This is a genomic window from Streptomyces sp. NBC_00390 (assembly GCF_036057275.1).
Lineage (GTDB): Bacteria > Actinomycetota > Actinomycetes > Streptomycetales > Streptomycetaceae > Streptomyces.
Window position 1 is genome coordinate 3,597,719 of the sequence record NZ_CP107945.1, and the last position, 13,819, is coordinate 3,611,537.

The window sequence follows — 13,819 nt, forward strand, 5'->3', positions numbered from 1 at the left end:
GTTGTCCTCATGTCCCGTACCGCTCACATACCCAGCCACCGGAAACCCCGCCGGAGCGCCTCGACGATGGCGATCCGCGCCGGAGTTGCCGGTGGCTTCCTCGGCACCATCGCGGTGGCCGGTGCTGCCGGGCCGGCGAACGCCGACCCGGTGACCGAGACCATCGAGATCCCCGTTCTCACCTCCGAGATCTCCGCCGCGGTGGAGAAGTCCGCGGAGGCCACGCAGCAGGTCGCGCTCGACCTCCAGCTGCAGGCCCACGAGGACGCCGCCGCGGCCAAGGCCGCGAAGGCCGCCAAGAAGGCCAAGGCCGAGGCGGACCGCAAGGCGGAGGCCAAGGAGAAGGCAGAGGCCAAGGCGCGCGCGGCAGAAGCGGCGGAGGAGCGTGCCTCCCGCACCGCGGAGCGCACGACGCTCTCCGCGCCGAGCTCCGGCAGCTCCGCGCCCGCGAGCGGCTCGGCAGCCACCGTCGTGGCCTTCCTCAAGGCGCAGCTCGGCGACGCGTACATCATGGGCGCCACCGGCCCGAACGCCTGGGACTGCTCCTCCCTGGTCCAGGCCGCGTTCCGCACCGTCGGTGTCGACCTGCCGCGCGTCTCGCAGGACCAGTCGGTCGCGGGCACCCAGGTGGGCACCTCCAACCTCCAGGTCGGCGACATCCTGTACTGGGGCAGCGCGGGTTCCGCGTACCACACGGGTGTCTACATCGGTAACGGCCAGTACCTGGACGCCGCGAACCCGGGCAAGGGTGTCGTGATCCAGGACCTCTCGGGCTACCCGGCGACGGGCGCGGTCCGGGTCCTCTGACACCGCACCACGCAACTGTGCCGAAGGCCGTCGCTCCCCGAGGGGAGCGACGGCCTTTCGCGCATCCGCCTGCCACACTGCCCTGATGATCCGTTTCCGATTCGACCTCCGCCCGGTCGCCGGCATCCAGCCGTGGGGCGGCGATGACCCTTCCCTCCACTGGTTCGCGCTGACGGAGGGGTGGTACTGGATCGAGGCGGGCGGTCACGAGCTGCTGCGCTACTCGGAGCGCACGCTGCACAGGTGGGCCGGCGAGGAGGGCGGTGGGACGGCGACGTCCCCCTATGCCGCGTACTACGTCGTCCGGCTCTGGGAGGACGTGATCGAGATGCTCCCGGAGGTGCTGGAGCCGGTACCGGAAGATCTCGTCGGCTTCGTGGCCGCGGATCTTGGCGACTGGCCGTCCCGCGAGAACACACCGGAGGCGGAGGCGGCAGGGCTGTGGCATTCCGACCGCTCGATGTACATGGGTCCCCTGCGGAACGCGCCGCACATCCGGTGGTGGCGGACGATCATCGACGGCGACGATGCCGTCACCGTCTCCTGGCAACACCGCTCTGACTCCGAGATCGAGTTCGCGGGGCCTCCGGAAGGCACCGCCACCGTGCCGACGAGGTCGTTCGTCGCCGCCGTGGCCGAGTTCGACCGCGCGCTGCTCGCCGCGATGGACGAACGCATCACCGCACTGGAGGCCGCGGGCCCGCCTCCCGGTGTCGGCCTGGACCTGCGGCATCTCCGCCGTGAACAGCAAGAGCGAGCGGGGAGGCTGCAGCAGGCGCGGGCGCGCGAGTGCGACACGGACTGGGACGTGATCAGGGCCGGAGCCCGTGAACTCCTCGCCGCCGGGGCCGGCCCCGCGCCCGGATCCTCGTGACCCGAGGCCCCGTGCGACGTGGGCCGGCCATCACGCCTTGGGGGCCACCTTCGACAAGCCGTTGATGATGCGGTCCATCGCGTCGCCGCCCGTCGGGTCCGTCAGATTGGCCAGCATCTTCAGCGTGAACTTCATCAGCGTCGGGTGCGTCAGACCGCGCTGCGTCGCGATCTTCATGACCTTCGGGCTGCCGATGATCTTCACGAAGGCGCGGCCGAGCGTGTAGTAGCCGCCGTACGTGTCCTTGAGGATCTTCGGGTAGCGGTGCAGGGCCAGTTCGCGCTGGGCCTCCGTCGCGCGGGCGTGCGCCTGGACGATGACGTCCGCGACGATCTGGCCGGACTCCATCGCGTACGCGATGCCCTCGCCGTTGAACGGGTTGACCAGGCCGCCCGCGTCACCGACCAGAAGCAGGCCCCGGGTGTAGTGGGGCTGCCGGTTGAACGCCATCGGAAGGGCGGCGCCGCGGATCGGGCCGGTCATGTTCTCCGGCGTGTACCCCCAGTCCTCGGGCATCGAGGCGCACCAGGCCTTGAGGATCTCGCGCCAGTCCAGCTCCTTGAAGGACGAGGAGGTGTTCAGCACGCCGAGGCCGACGTTCGACGTGCCGTCGCCCATGCCGAAGACCCAGCCGTAGCCGGGCAGCAGCCGGTCCTCGCCCGGACCGCGGCGGTCCCACAGCTCCAGCCAGGACTCCAGGTAGTCGTCGTCGTGGCGGGGAGAGGTGAAGTAGGTGCGGACGGCGACGCCCATGGGGCGGTCCTCGCGGCGGTGCAGGCCCATCGCCAGTGAGATGCGCGAGGAGTTGCCGTCGGCCGCGACGACCAGTGGGGCGTGGAAGGTGACCGGGGTCTTGTCCTCGCCGAGCTTCGCCTCGACACCCGTGATGTGCCCGGTGCGGTCGTCGACGATCGGCGCGCCGACGTTGCAGCGCTCGTACAGCCGCGCACCCGCCTTCTGTGCCTGCCGGGCCAGCTGCTCGTCGAAGTCGTCCCGCTTGCGGACCAGTCCGTAGTCCGGGTACGAGGCGAGATCCGGCCAGTCCAGCTGGAGCCGGACACCGCCGCCGATGATCCGCAGACCCTTGTTGCGGAGCCAGCCGGCCTCCTCCGAGATGTCGATGCCCATGGCGACGAGCTGCTTGGTGGCGCGCGGGGTGAGCCCGTCGCCGCAGACCTTCTCGCGCGGGAACGCGGTCTTCTCGAGGAGCAGGACGTCGAGGCCTGCCTTGGCCAGGTAGTACGCGGTGGTGGAGCCGGCCGGGCCTGCCCCGACGACGATCACATCGGCAGTGTGCTCGGAGAGGGCTTCGGTCACGGCGGGTTCTCCCGAGGATTCGATTCGATATTGCGTACCGAACGGCACAGGACGTGTGCAGTCTATGGGGGCGTACTGATCAGCCGACTGAAGGGCTCCGTCTATGAGCAGCAGGCCGCTCCCCGTCGTACAGCTGCGTGTGCCCACCGATGAGGACGCCCTGGCGTGGCACCGGGTCTTCGACGACCCCGACGTCATGGAGTTCCATGGCGGCGCCACGGCGGAACTGTCCGTGTACGAGGAGCTGACGGCGCGCCAGCGGCGGCACGACGCGGAGCGTGGTTTCTGCCTGTGGACCCTGCTGGACGAGGACGGAGAGGTCATCGGCTTCACCGGCGCGCAGCCGTGGCCGCACGAGGGCTTCGGGCCGTACGGCGAGATCGAGATCGGCTGGCGGCTCGCCCGGGCGGCGTGGGGCAAGGGATACGCGACGGCCGCCGCCCGTGCCACGCTGGAGCGGGTACGGGCGGCGGGGGTGGAGCGGGTGTTCTCGATGATCGACGCTCGCAACGAGCGGTCCATCGCCGTGACCCGGCGGCTCGGCATGGAGGTCGTCGAGACCTTCGCGACGCCTGATTCCGGGCGGAAGGGGTACTGCTTCCGGCTGGACCTCAGTCGATCCTGAACGTCCTGAGGGCGGTGGAGAACACCACGTCCTTGTCGGCGTCCCAGCGGTCGGCGCGGCCGGCGGCGAGGATCGCGTACTCCGTGCCGTCGGGGGCGACGAACGCCTGGTCGATGACGTGCCGCTGGAGCGCGCCCTCCTCCGGCTCAGGGACGTGGACGAACTCCCAGAGCGCACCCGGCCGGTCCTGATAGGTGTTCTCGGTCAGCTGCTTGCGCTCGTACCGGGTCTCCGGGGTCTCCAGGTGCTTCTTCTCCAGGCCCACGAGGTTCTCGTACGACGTCATGGGGGTGTCCTTGATGACGCCGATCTGGAGGTAGTCGCCGCCGGTCGGCGCCTCGTAGAAGACCTGGCTGCCGGCCTGCCGGCGCGTCCAGCCGTCCATCACCGCAACCGTGAAGCCCGCCGGGTCCTGCTTGAGCACCATTCCGGCGGGCAGCGGGCCGTCGTCCGCCTGGGTCGCGGAAGGGGACGCAGATGCGGACGGGGACGGGGACGGGGAGGCGGAAGCGGATCCGGAAGGGGAAGGCGAGGGGGACCGGGTCGCCCGGGCCTTGTTGTCGGCCTCCTGGGACGGCTGGGACACGGTGGTGTCGTCCTTCTTGTCCTGGAACAGCAGCAGACCGGCCGTGGCACCGCCGCCGACGACGAACGCTGCGACGAGGGTTGCCGTCCAGACGAGGACCTTCCGACGCCGGCCGTTGCCGGCCTCGGCGTCCGGGGCCGGGGCGACGTGCGCGGTGGCGGTCTGCGCGGCGGCGACGGCGTACGGGTCGGGAGCCGCGTACGGCGTACCGGGCGGCTGGGCCTCGACCTGGGGATGCGCGCCGTACGGCTGCGCCGTGGGACCGGGTTCGGCCGCACCCGGAAGGATCCCGGGGTCTGACGCCGTCGCCGGGCCCGCGGGCGCGGCCGGCATCCCAGGTGCAGCCGGTCCGGTCGGCGTTCCAGCAGGTGCCGGGACGCCTGCCCCGGGCAGCGCGGGCGACCCGGCCTGTGCCTCGGGCACGGCGGGAGTCGCGGCCGCCCCGGGCCCGGCAGGCGCCATGGGTACGGAGTCCGGAGCCACCGCCGGGGCCTGCGCTTCGGCCGCGCCCGCAGGCGTGGGGAGCCCCGATGCAGCGGGACCGGCCGGCGACGCGAACGGCGGCGTCGGCACTCCCGGCGACCATGCCTGGCCGGGGCCGTGTACCGGCGGAGCGGGGTGGCCGCCCGTCAGCCGCAGCGCGTACGGGCCCAGCAGCGTCGCCCCGCCCACCCACAGCAGACCGAACAACAGCACGTCCGGGACGCTCGGCGCGAGCTCGGAGCTGCCGGGCGACCCGAAGTCCCGGACACCGCCCCCGAGTTCGACGGAGAGCCCGCCGAGGCCCGCGCCCAGCAGGATCAGTCCCAGAGCGAACGCCCCGGCCAGCACCTGCTCCCGCCGGTCGGCCGAGCGGCGGGCCGCGAGGACGCCGATGACCAGTGCACACACCGTGCCGAGGGCCAGCGCCCCGGCCACCGCGCCGCCGCCCCACACGTCGGAGATCTCGCCGGGTCCGAAGCTGCCGTGCCCCGCACCGGACCCGAGCACGCTGAAGTGCTGCCCGTCGATGGCGTAGTCGACGGGCGCGCCCCAGCTCAGGCCGAGCACCGCGAAGCCGATGTTGGGCAGGATCGGCAGGGCGATCAGCAGCGCCTGACCGTCGACGTCATCGGCATTGGCGTACAGGACGAACCCGGTCAGCGAACACAGCGCCAGCACCACACCGAGCGCGCGCACCGCCGTGCCCAGTGCGCGCACCGCCGACCGGGCTCCCGGCCGCTGTCCCGTCCACGCGGCGAGCCGATCGCGCTGCAGCGCACCCGTGCTCACCGCAAGGGAGATGGCGAGCGCCCCGAGCGCGGCGAGCAACGGCGCCGAGGAGATCGCGACACCCTGGACCTCGGGCTGGGCGAACAGGCCGAGGACGAGTACCTCGCCGGTGACCAGCAGCGACATCCGTACGGCAGCTTCCAGGCCCTCGCCGCGTCCGCGCAGCATCCTGGCGCCCACGAACAGTGCCGCCACGAACAGCACGGTCACCGTCATCGGCACCAGGGAGAAGGACACCACGCCCTGGCCGATCGACTCCGTGCCGGAGCCGGAGTAGTCGGAGCCTGAGTAGCCGCCGCCCGGGTAGCCGCCCGGGCCGTACGGCGAAGTATCCGCCGCCGCCAGCTCGATGCCTCCGCCGACGCCCTGCAGCAGCATCGCGAGGGCGATCCTCATCCGGTCGCTCCAGCCGACGACGACGTCGTCGTCCTGCCCGTACGTGGGAAGGGCGAGCACGGCCGCGAGCACGAGCAGCAGCCCGGCCGGCCAGATCGTCGCCTTGGCCGCGCTCAGCCAGTCACCGCGGAGGACCCGGCCGATGAACTCCCCGACCGGGGAAGGCTGCACCGGCCCCGGCGCATACGCGGGCGGTGCGGCGTACGACGGGGGCGGCGCGGACGGGACGGCGGGCGCGGACGGGGGAACCGGCGGTGGCGCCGCGGGCTCCGGCAGTCGCTCGCGACCGCACTTCATGCAGAAGCGTGCCTCGTCCGGGGACGGGTTGCCGCAGTGCGGGCAGTACGACGCCATAGGTGGACTCCGAAGTGGCAGGCGGGGGCAGCGAGATAAGGAAGCCGTAAACAACTGACTCATCTTCCCCGTCCACCGGTTCCCGTCAACTTGCCTTTCCGGCACGGGAGATGGGTCGCAGGTCAGAACACCGACAGGCCGGTCAGCGTCGTGAAGCGGTCCAGCGCCGCCACCCCCGCCACCGAGTTGCCCCGTGCGTCGAGGCCGGGGCTCCACACACACAGGGTGCAGCGCCCCGGCACCACCGCCACGATGCCGCCGCCCACGCCGCTCTTGCCCGGCAGCCCGACCCGGTAGGCGAAGTCGCCGGCCGCGTCGTACGTACCGCAGGTGAGCATCACGGCGTTGATCTGCTTGGCCTCGCTGCGGGTCAGCAGCCGGGAGCCGTCGGCGCGCAGCCCGTGCCGGGCCAGGAACCGGGCCGCGAGCGTCAGATCCGCACAGCTCATCTCGATCGAGCACTGCCAGAAGTAGTGGTCGAGGAGGGTGGGCACCGGGTTGGCGATGTTGCCGTACGAGGCCATGAAGTGGGCCAGAGCGGCGTTGCGGTCGCCGTAGGCGGACTCGGACTCGGCGACCTTCGGGTCGAACGCCAGGTCGGGGTTGCCGCTCTCCTGCCGCAGGAAGTCGAGGAGCTCGCTGCTCGCGTCGCCGGTCAGGCTCTGCAGGGCGTCCGTGACGACGAGTGCGCCCGCGTTGATGAACGGATTGCGCGGGATGCCGTTCTCGTACTCCAGCTGCACCAGGGAGTTGAACGGGTTGCCCGACGGTTCGCGGCCGACGCGCTCCCAGAGACTGTCGCCGCCGCTGGCGAGAGCCAGGGCGAGGGTGAACACCTTGGTGATCGACTGGGTGGAGAAGGGGTGCCGCCAGTCCCCGACCCCGTACACCGTTCCGTTCAGATCCGCGACGGCCATGCCGAAGCGGCGGGGATCGACGGCGGCGAGGGCGGGGATGTACTCCGCGGGCGTCCCGCTGCCGGCCAGCGGTGCCACGTCGGCGGCGATCTGCTCCAGGAGCGCCTGGTAGTCCACGGCGAGTGCCGCCGAGCTCTCCACCGCGGTCTGCCTAGAGGGGCTTGGTGCCGCGGTGCAGCGCGACCACGCCGCCGGTCAGATTGCGCCAGGCGACCTGGGTCCAGCCCGCCTTCTGCAGCAGCCCGGCGAGTTCCGCCTGCTCGGGCCACGACTGGATGGACTCGGCGAGATAGACGTACGCGTCCGGGTTGGACGACACGGCCCGGGCCACCGGCGGCAGGGCCCGCATCAGGTACTCCTCGTACACGACCCGGAACGGATTCCACGTCGGGTGCGAGAACTCGCAGATGACGACGCGCCCGCCCGGCCTGGTCACCCGGAACAGCTCGCGCAGCGCCGCGTCCGTGTCCTGCACGTTGCGCAGCCCGAAGGAGATGGTCACGGCGTCGAAGACGCCGTCGCGGAACGGCAGCCTCGTCGCATCGCCCGCGGTGAGCGGCAGCCACGGGTTGCGCTTCTTGCCCTCACGCAGCATGCCGAGCGAAAAGTCGCACGGCACGACATATGCACCGGTCCTGGTGAACGGCAGTGACGAGGTACCGGTGCCGGCGGCCAGATCGAGGATCTTCTGCGCCGGGCGGGCGTCCACCGCCTTGGCGACCTCCTTGCGCCACCGCCGGTCCTGGCCGAGCGAGAGCACGTCGTTGGTGAGGTCGTAGTTCGCCGCCACGTCGTCGAACATCGAGGCGACTTCGTGCGGCTGCTTGTCCAGGGTTGCTCGGGTCACGCCCCCCATTGTGCAGCCCGGCCGGTCTCGGCAGCCGACCAGGGCCGGTCGGCGCGCGGAGCCCGGCCCCGCCGCCGGATCCGGATGCAACCTTTTCCGCGCGCGGGCGCTCATGACTGCCGCGATCAGCACGATCGGAGGGGAGGGCCGATGCCACCCCGCAGCGAGCACGGCTTCGAGGCATTCGCCCGGTCGAGCCGGCGCAAGCCGTACCGGACGGCGTACCTGTTGTGCGGCAACGCCGATACGGCGAGCGATCTCACTCGGACCACCCTTGCCAACCTGTTCCAGCACTGGCGCCGGGTCGCCGCCGACCGTCCCGACGCGTACGCGAGGACCGTGCTGACCCGGACCTTTCTGGCCGAGCGACGCCGCAGACTGCGCGATCTGCCGGCCCACCGCAGTGCCGATGTGCCGGCCCTGTCAAGGGCGGCCGGCGGCCGTACGGCACAGGGGGCGCGCGGACGCGGCCACGGCGAGGCACTGCGGAGTCCTCGCGGGTGGTCATCCGCCGGCCACCGGGCCGCCCTCGGTGACACGGGGGCCGACGCAGGTGTCGTGCGCGGCGATCAGCTTCGGGTCGTGGTTCTTCACGGCCTTGGTGAGCTCGGGGGTCATCTCGAGCTCACCGGTGGTCGGGTCGGGGTCCGGGTAGCCGGGGAAGCCGTTCTTGCGGATGCACTCGCTGGTCTTCCGGGCCGACGCCAGCGTCTCCTCGTCGACCTGCCGGTCCTCCCCGGACAGCAGGTGCTTGCAGGCGTCCTGGGCCTTCAGCAGGTCGGGCTCCTTCATCTTGTCCTTGTCAACCCGCAAATGGCCCGCCTCGGACCTCGTCAGAGCGATGCCGTTCTCTTCCAGGCACCGGTAGCGGGCCGCGTCCTCCCTGCTCTGCGGCGGCGACTTCTCCGCGTCGGGTTCGCCCGGACCCCCGCACCCGGTGAGAGCGGTCAGCAGCAGGACAGCCGCGGCGCAGTGCCGCGGTGAGGCGAGGGGCATCAAGGTACTCCCGAGAGCAACTGAGGGAACTCCAGGCGAAGTTAAGACCTCGAACACAGGTGCGTCTACTGCCCCCGAGGACAGTAGACGCACCGCCGGACGGCTTGTTTCACTGCTCTGCCGTTGACCGTCGAGCAACAAACCGACGCAAGGATGTGGAGCATGAGCAAGCCGTCGCTCGGACGCCGTCTGACCACCCTCGCCGCAGCGTTCTCGGCGGCCGGCGGACTGGCCTTCGCCACGGGAGGCACGGCGCTGGCCGCCAACCAGGACGGAAGACTGGAGGCGAACGAGTTCGGTCTGTACTACTCGGCCGGCCGCACGGGCTGCGTCCATGACTCGTTCACCGATGACAGGACGCTCGACAACAACGAGTTCAAGGGAAGCTGCACCGGTACGGGCGACGAGGTCGAGGACAACACCGAGTCGTACTGGAACCGCTCCCTGCTCCAGTGGTGTGTGTACACGAACACCGACTGGGGCGGCTCGTACGGCGCGCTCCCCGCAGGTCACATCGGCAATGCCTCCAGCACGTTCAAGAACAAGATCTCGTCCCATCACTGGGGCCGGTGCGGCAGCTGATCCGCCGATGCCCGTGTCCGCCCTCCGCCGTCTCGCCCCCGCCGTGCTCATGCTGCTCACCGTGCCACTCGGCGGCTGCGGCGGCGGGGGCGGCGCCACGCACCGCGAGCCGGTCGTGACCTCGACGCCCACCGTGCTGCGCACCCAGGACCTCCGTTTCCCGCTGAGCGCCTACGACCGCAGCGAGGCCGACCAGGAGCAGCTCGGCCTGGCCCAGCAGATGCTGATCAGCCGCTGCATGGCGCGCTACGGCTTCACCTTCCGCGCACCGTCCGGCCTCGGCGGCGCACCGCACGGTCAGGCAGGAGCCCGCCGCTACGGGATCTCGGACGCACAGACCGCCGCACGCTACGGCTATGCGCCGCCGCCCCGCCCCGGGGCCACCAGGCGGCCGCCGTCGCAGCCGGAGCTGAGCGAGAGCGGCATGCTGGCCCTGCACGGGGCGGCGGACCTGCGGCCCGAGGACGTTCCCAAGAGCCAGCAGGAGGCCGACCGCCGCCCCGGCGACGTCAAGGTCAACGGCAGGGCGATCCCGATCGGCGGCTGTCTGCGCGAGTCGTATCTCAAGCTGTACGCGCCGACGCCGGACAGCGTCGATCTGCTCTTCGTCTTCGAGCTCACCGCCGAGGCCGAGACGCGCTCCCGTGAGGATTCGCGGGTGCGGGCCGCATTCGGCACATGGGCGGCGTGCATGAAGGAGAGCGGATTCTCGGTGAGCAATCCGGCCGAGGTACCGGAACAACTTGGGCTCGACGAGGCGGAATTGTCGAGTCCACGGGCTGTCACCGCGGCAAAGGCCGATGTCGCCTGCAAGCAGCGAGTGAATCTTGTCGGCGTCACATACGCGGTGGAATCCGCGTACCAGCGTCAGCTCGTCGACGAGCACGCGGAGACACTCGAACTCGTCCGTAAACAGGGCGAGGAACGGCTCCGACTCGCCGCGTCGCTCGTCGGCGAATAGGCCGCACAGGCGAACAGGCCGCGCACACGAAAACGGAAAGCAGGCGGACAGCCCAACAGCCGGAATTCGCCGTCCCGTTGTTTGCCCGAAAACCGTCCAGCCCGTACGTCATGGTGATCGTATGATTACGCGGCGCGACTGATCCAATCCAGGGCTGGGGGGCGGATGCCGGATACGCACACATGGACCGCGTACATAGCGGGACGGGACGACGCGCACGCTTTACGGAGCGCGGCGGAGCGGATCGCCGACTTCACCGGCCAGGAAGTCATGCTGTTCGCCCGGCTGCACACCGCTCCGTCGAACGAGGAACTCGCGGCATCACTGCACATCTCCGTGCGCACCGTGAAGTTCCATGTCGCCAACATGCGCAGGAAGCTGGGAGACGTGTCCCGGCTCCAGTTGTGCCTGCTGGCGGCGCTGCGGGACCTGGACGCCGCTACGCGCGGAATCCGGGCCCCTTGCGCAGGCGGTACACGGCCAGGCCGCCGAACACGACGACGATCGTGACGACGATGCCGAGTGCGGTCCGCCCGGACATCGTGTTCTTGTCCTCGGCCTCGTCGTCGGTCCAGCCGTTCTCCTCGTCGTACTGCTCCTCGGCCGTCCCCGAGACGACCGCGTCCACGAAGCGCGGCAGCGAGACGTCGAGCGGCTCGTCGTACTCGCCCAGCAGTTCGGCGGTGGCAGCGTCGCGGTCGACGCCGTACTCCTGGGAGACCGGCTGGTCACCGTCCTCGCTCGCCGCGACATAGACGCCGTCGCGACGCAGCCGGTCGTGGACGAAGGACAGCAGGATCTCGGGATCGCCTTCGTACGGGTCCCGCGAGTCGAAGTTGCTGCGGGCGACGACGACGAAGACAGGTACCTTGGAACCGCGGATCTGCCTGCGCATGCGCTGCTGCACCGACGCGGCGAGCTGCCCCGCACTCTCCGCGTCGACGTAGACGGGGTCCTCGGCGAGCCGCTCGGCGATCATCCGGGCCCGGTCGGGCCGATCGGCGGCACCTGCGGGCGCCGCGCCCGCCAAGGCGGCGATCAGCAGCAGCGGTACCAGCACAGAGACACGGCGTACGGCGGTCATCGGACTCCCTCCAGCCGGGCGTCGAGTTCGGCCATGGCCCGCCGGGCCTTACGGGTGGGCTGGGGACGGCGGCGTACGAGCCGGACCACCAGCAGCACCAGGGGCCTCAGCACATACGCTCCGACAAGCGCGCCCGGAATCAGCACGGCCGAGATCCTGGCCCAGTCGCCGAGGGACAGCCGGTCGTCGGGGTGCTCGCTCGCGCTCTCGTCGGTGCCGTCGTCGGAGGCCGGCTCGTTCCAGGTGGTCGGGCCGCTCAGCTTGCCCGGCGGGGCATCGGCGAGCCGGTCGGCGGCCCGCGCGTAGTCGAGCGTGAGATCGCGGATCGCGGCGCTGGTGGCCTCGCACTGCTGCGGGATCTCCAAAGGGTCCTTCTTGGGCAGCGTCTGGGTGTTGACGCCGAAGCAGCCGCGGTCGGTGACCAGGATGTACGCGCCGTCCCGGCCCGTCCGCTCGGCGAGCAGGCGGTTGCGGGGTGCGTTGATGTAGCCCTGGGGCACGCCGGGCAGCACCGCGAGGAACACGGGGGCATCGAGTTTCCTCAGCCCGTCCTCGACCTTCGTCCGGTCCTCGGGCGTGAGGAGGTAGCCGAGGTCGGGATCGACGTACACGGGCCGTTCGCGCAGCGCGGCGGCAGCCCGCTCGACCGGGTCGTAGGGGGCGGATGCGCCGACGCCGAGCAGTGCGGCGGCGGCCAGCACAAGCCCTGCCGTCCTTCTCATGAGCGGGCCTCCCCTTGGTGGTCGGTGCCTGGTGCGGCGGTTGGGGCGGGGCCCTGATCCCGGGCGTCGTCCGGCTCCTCGTCCGGCTCGTCGTCGTCGAACTCCTCGGCCCACCTCCCCAGGAACTCGATCAGGTCCTCCGGAGACCAGTCGGGCGATGTGGCTCCGTACCTGGTCACCGACCACATCGCGTTCGTGTACTCGGACTCGTAGTACGGCACCATCCCCTCCTCCGTCGCCACCAGCAGCGGATCGGGTCCGTGCTCGGCGCACGCGGGGCAGACGGCGATCTCCGTGACCTCGCCGTCGTCGCGGGTCCACGGGGTGCGGGCGGTCCCGCGCTCGTGCAACGGGTTGTGACAGCAGGGCGGTTCGACGGTCAGCGGCACCCCGTCGCGCTGGGCGGCGAGCGCCAGCATGCCGGTCCTGCTCACCTCGATCGCGGCGAGAAGGTCGGGCAGATCGATGCCCTGCACCAGCGCCAGCCGCTCCTCCCAGAAGGCCAGACCCTTCTCGGCGACGATCTCCGGGTCGGGTTCGAGCGTCAGCGGCAGCGAGGAGATCACCAGGTCGTCGGCGAGGTCCCAGGCCTCGTCGGCGAGCGAGCCCGCCGTCTTCAGCCCGGCAGACTCCGCCGCCACCACCGCGTCCTTCAGGGCGTCCGTGCGACGCTTGGCCAGGTCGTGGAGCGTGTCGTACGAGTGGTCCGGAAGAGCCGGGGCGGAACTCCAGTCGACATCGGGCAGCGGCTGCGGCGTGCGCCTGCGCCTCGGCCACAGCGGCACGTCCGTGAAGCGGTGCAGCAGCATGAGCGCGGCCACTGCGGCCGCACCGGCCGACCCGACCCACAAAGCCGCCTTCTCCGCCCGGTACTCGGGGCCCCGGTGGGCCCGCTCCTCCGCGATCCGGTTCCTGTTGCGCGGCACTTGGCCGGTGCGCAGCCCGTCGAGCGCGACGACGGCGATGTCGGCGAGCGAGGCGCTCTCGTCGTCACTCCAGTCCTGGACCTTGCTCTCGATGTCCGAGTCACGGCCACCGGACGCCGGGGCGCCGTACTCGCGCAGGCGCGCATCGCCGTCCTGGGCGACATGGAGATAGACGCCGTCCTTGCCGAGCCGGTCGTGCAGCAGCGCGAGATACGCGACGCCGAACTCTCCGCTGCCGTCGCCGTCCCACACCGGGCTGACGGATACGTAGACGGGCGTACCGTCGGCCTCCACCTTTCCGGCCGCCGCCCGGATGCGCTCGATGTCCTTCGGACCCAGCGCGCTCGGGTCGATGTGCGGGCTGATGTAGACGGAGTCCTTGCGCAGCGCCTCGGCGGCGATGTCGGCACGTGTGGGCGGACGTTCGGCGGCGTGCGCGGCACCGGCCGTCCCGGTGAGGCCGGAGGCCGCGGCCGCCGTCAGCAGACCGAGAGCAGCACCCGCCACTCGTATCACGTACGCCACATCAGACCCTCCCGTCATGTGGTCGTCA

General features: G+C 71.1%; 14 protein-coding genes and 1 pseudogene. 7 read left to right on the forward strand and 8 right to left on the reverse strand.

Annotated elements, in window-relative coordinates; genetic code table 11:
• Positions 1-9: 9 nt before the first annotated feature.
• Positions 10-807 (forward strand): C40 family peptidase, encoded by a 798-nt coding sequence (locus tag OHS70_RS15420; RefSeq protein ID WP_328397789.1) that lies wholly within the window; start codon positions 10-12, stop codon positions 805-807.
• Between the two features lie 85 nt (positions 808-892).
• Complete coding sequence (locus OHS70_RS15425; protein WP_328397791.1) at positions 893-1,681, forward strand: DUF5984 family protein; 789 nt, start codon at positions 893-895, stop codon at positions 1,679-1,681.
• A gap of 30 nt (positions 1,682-1,711) precedes the next feature.
• Here the strand turns inward: OHS70_RS15425 and OHS70_RS15430 are convergent, their stop codons facing one another.
• Positions 1,712-2,998: a geranylgeranyl reductase family protein gene (locus tag OHS70_RS15430; RefSeq protein WP_328397793.1), complete on the reverse strand. Its 1,287-nt coding sequence runs from the start codon at positions 2,996-2,998 to the stop codon at positions 1,712-1,714.
• A gap of 103 nt (positions 2,999-3,101) precedes the next feature.
• Here OHS70_RS15430 and OHS70_RS15435 point away from each other — a divergent pair, with 103 nt between their 5' ends.
• Positions 3,102-3,623, forward strand: a complete 522-nt coding sequence (locus OHS70_RS15435; protein ID WP_328397795.1) for a GNAT family N-acetyltransferase — start codon at positions 3,102-3,104, stop codon at positions 3,621-3,623.
• Here the strand turns inward: OHS70_RS15435 and OHS70_RS15440 are convergent.
• The 3 genes from OHS70_RS15440 to OHS70_RS15450 all read right to left on the reverse strand — a co-directional run bounded on the left by OHS70_RS15440 (position 3,610) and on the right by OHS70_RS15450 (position 7,995).
• Positions 3,610-6,231, reverse strand: coding sequence for a zinc-ribbon domain-containing protein (locus tag OHS70_RS15440; protein ID WP_328397797.1), 2,622 nt, complete (start codon positions 6,229-6,231; stop codon positions 3,610-3,612). The two genes, OHS70_RS15435 and OHS70_RS15440, sit on opposite strands and share 14 nt — an antisense overlap.
• A gap of 122 nt (positions 6,232-6,353) precedes the next feature.
• Positions 6,354-7,265: a glutaminase gene (locus tag OHS70_RS15445; RefSeq protein ID WP_328405646.1), complete on the reverse strand. Its 912-nt coding sequence runs from the start codon at positions 7,263-7,265 to the stop codon at positions 6,354-6,356.
• Between the two features lie 34 nt (positions 7,266-7,299).
• Positions 7,300-7,995, reverse strand: coding sequence for a demethylmenaquinone methyltransferase (locus OHS70_RS15450; protein WP_328397799.1), 696 nt, complete (start codon positions 7,993-7,995; stop codon positions 7,300-7,302).
• A gap of 150 nt (positions 7,996-8,145) precedes the next feature.
• Here OHS70_RS15450 and OHS70_RS15455 point away from each other — a divergent pair.
• A pseudogene (locus OHS70_RS15455) lies at positions 8,146-8,433 on the forward strand (sigma factor); the annotation flags it as partial.
• A gap of 66 nt (positions 8,434-8,499) precedes the next feature.
• Here the strand turns inward: OHS70_RS15455 and OHS70_RS15460 are convergent.
• Complete coding sequence (locus tag OHS70_RS15460) at positions 8,500-8,991, reverse strand: hypothetical protein (protein WP_328406199.1); 492 nt, start codon at positions 8,989-8,991, stop codon at positions 8,500-8,502.
• A gap of 162 nt (positions 8,992-9,153) precedes the next feature.
• Here OHS70_RS15460 and OHS70_RS15465 point away from each other — a divergent pair, with 162 nt between their 5' ends.
• The 3 genes from OHS70_RS15465 to OHS70_RS15475 all read left to right on the forward strand — a co-directional run bounded on the left by OHS70_RS15465 (position 9,154) and on the right by OHS70_RS15475 (position 11,044).
• Positions 9,154-9,573, forward strand: a complete 420-nt coding sequence (locus tag OHS70_RS15465) for a peptidase inhibitor family I36 protein (protein ID WP_328397801.1) — start codon at positions 9,154-9,156, stop codon at positions 9,571-9,573.
• A gap of 7 nt (positions 9,574-9,580) precedes the next feature.
• A complete protein-coding gene (locus OHS70_RS15470; protein ID WP_328397803.1) occupies positions 9,581-10,534 on the forward strand; it encodes a hypothetical protein in 954 nt (317 codons plus the stop codon).
• Between the two features lie 165 nt (positions 10,535-10,699).
• Complete coding sequence (locus OHS70_RS15475; RefSeq protein ID WP_328397805.1) at positions 10,700-11,044, forward strand: LuxR family transcriptional regulator; 345 nt, start codon at positions 10,700-10,702, stop codon at positions 11,042-11,044.
• Here the strand turns inward: OHS70_RS15475 and OHS70_RS15480 are convergent.
• The 3 genes from OHS70_RS15480 to OHS70_RS15490 are packed head-to-tail and all read right to left on the reverse strand — an operon-like array spanning position 10,974 to position 13,809.
• A complete protein-coding gene (locus OHS70_RS15480; protein WP_328397807.1) occupies positions 10,974-11,618 on the reverse strand; it encodes a hypothetical protein in 645 nt (214 codons plus the stop codon). The genes OHS70_RS15475 and OHS70_RS15480 overlap by 71 nt on opposite strands.
• The gene (locus tag OHS70_RS15485; RefSeq protein WP_328397809.1) at positions 11,615-12,340 is read right to left on the reverse strand and encodes a hypothetical protein; all 726 of its coding nucleotides are present in this window, start codon (positions 12,338-12,340) and stop codon (positions 11,615-11,617) included. The genes OHS70_RS15480 and OHS70_RS15485 overlap by 4 nt, the downstream gene beginning before the upstream one ends.
• Entirely contained in the window at positions 12,337-13,809 is a 1,473-nt protein-coding gene (locus OHS70_RS15490) for a hypothetical protein (protein WP_328397811.1), read from the reverse strand. The genes OHS70_RS15485 and OHS70_RS15490 overlap by 4 nt, the downstream gene beginning before the upstream one ends.
• Positions 13,810-13,819: the final 10 nt, after the last annotated feature.

What these genes read in the sequence shown, in the direction of transcription:
- OHS70_RS15420 (WP_328397789.1), top strand. Translation starts at nt 10, where the DNA reads ATGTCCCGTACCGCTCACATACCCAGCCACCGGAAACCCCGCCGGAGC.
- OHS70_RS15425 (WP_328397791.1), top strand. Translation starts at nt 893, where the DNA reads ATGATCCGTTTCCGATTCGACCTCCGCCCGGTCGCCGGCATCCAGCCG.
- OHS70_RS15435 (WP_328397795.1), top strand. Translation starts at nt 3,102, where the DNA reads ATGAGCAGCAGGCCGCTCCCCGTCGTACAGCTGCGTGTGCCCACCGAT.
- OHS70_RS15440 (WP_328397797.1), bottom strand. Translation starts at nt 6,231, where the DNA reads ATGGCGTCGTACTGCCCGCACTGCGGCAACCCGTCCCCGGACGAGGCA.
- OHS70_RS15460 (WP_328406199.1), bottom strand. Translation starts at nt 8,991, where the DNA reads ATGCCCCTCGCCTCACCGCGGCACTGCGCCGCGGCTGTCCTGCTGCTG.
- OHS70_RS15465 (WP_328397801.1), top strand. Translation starts at nt 9,154, where the DNA reads ATGAGCAAGCCGTCGCTCGGACGCCGTCTGACCACCCTCGCCGCAGCG.
- OHS70_RS15470 (WP_328397803.1), top strand. Translation starts at nt 9,581, where the DNA reads ATGCCCGTGTCCGCCCTCCGCCGTCTCGCCCCCGCCGTGCTCATGCTG.
- OHS70_RS15475 (WP_328397805.1), top strand. Translation starts at nt 10,700, where the DNA reads ATGCCGGATACGCACACATGGACCGCGTACATAGCGGGACGGGACGAC.
- OHS70_RS15480 (WP_328397807.1), bottom strand. Translation starts at nt 11,618, where the DNA reads ATGACCGCCGTACGCCGTGTCTCTGTGCTGGTACCGCTGCTGCTGATC.
- OHS70_RS15485 (WP_328397809.1), bottom strand. Translation starts at nt 12,340, where the DNA reads ATGAGAAGGACGGCAGGGCTTGTGCTGGCCGCCGCCGCACTGCTCGGC.
- OHS70_RS15490 (WP_328397811.1), bottom strand. Translation starts at nt 13,809, where the DNA reads ATGACGGGAGGGTCTGATGTGGCGTACGTGATACGAGTGGCGGGTGCT.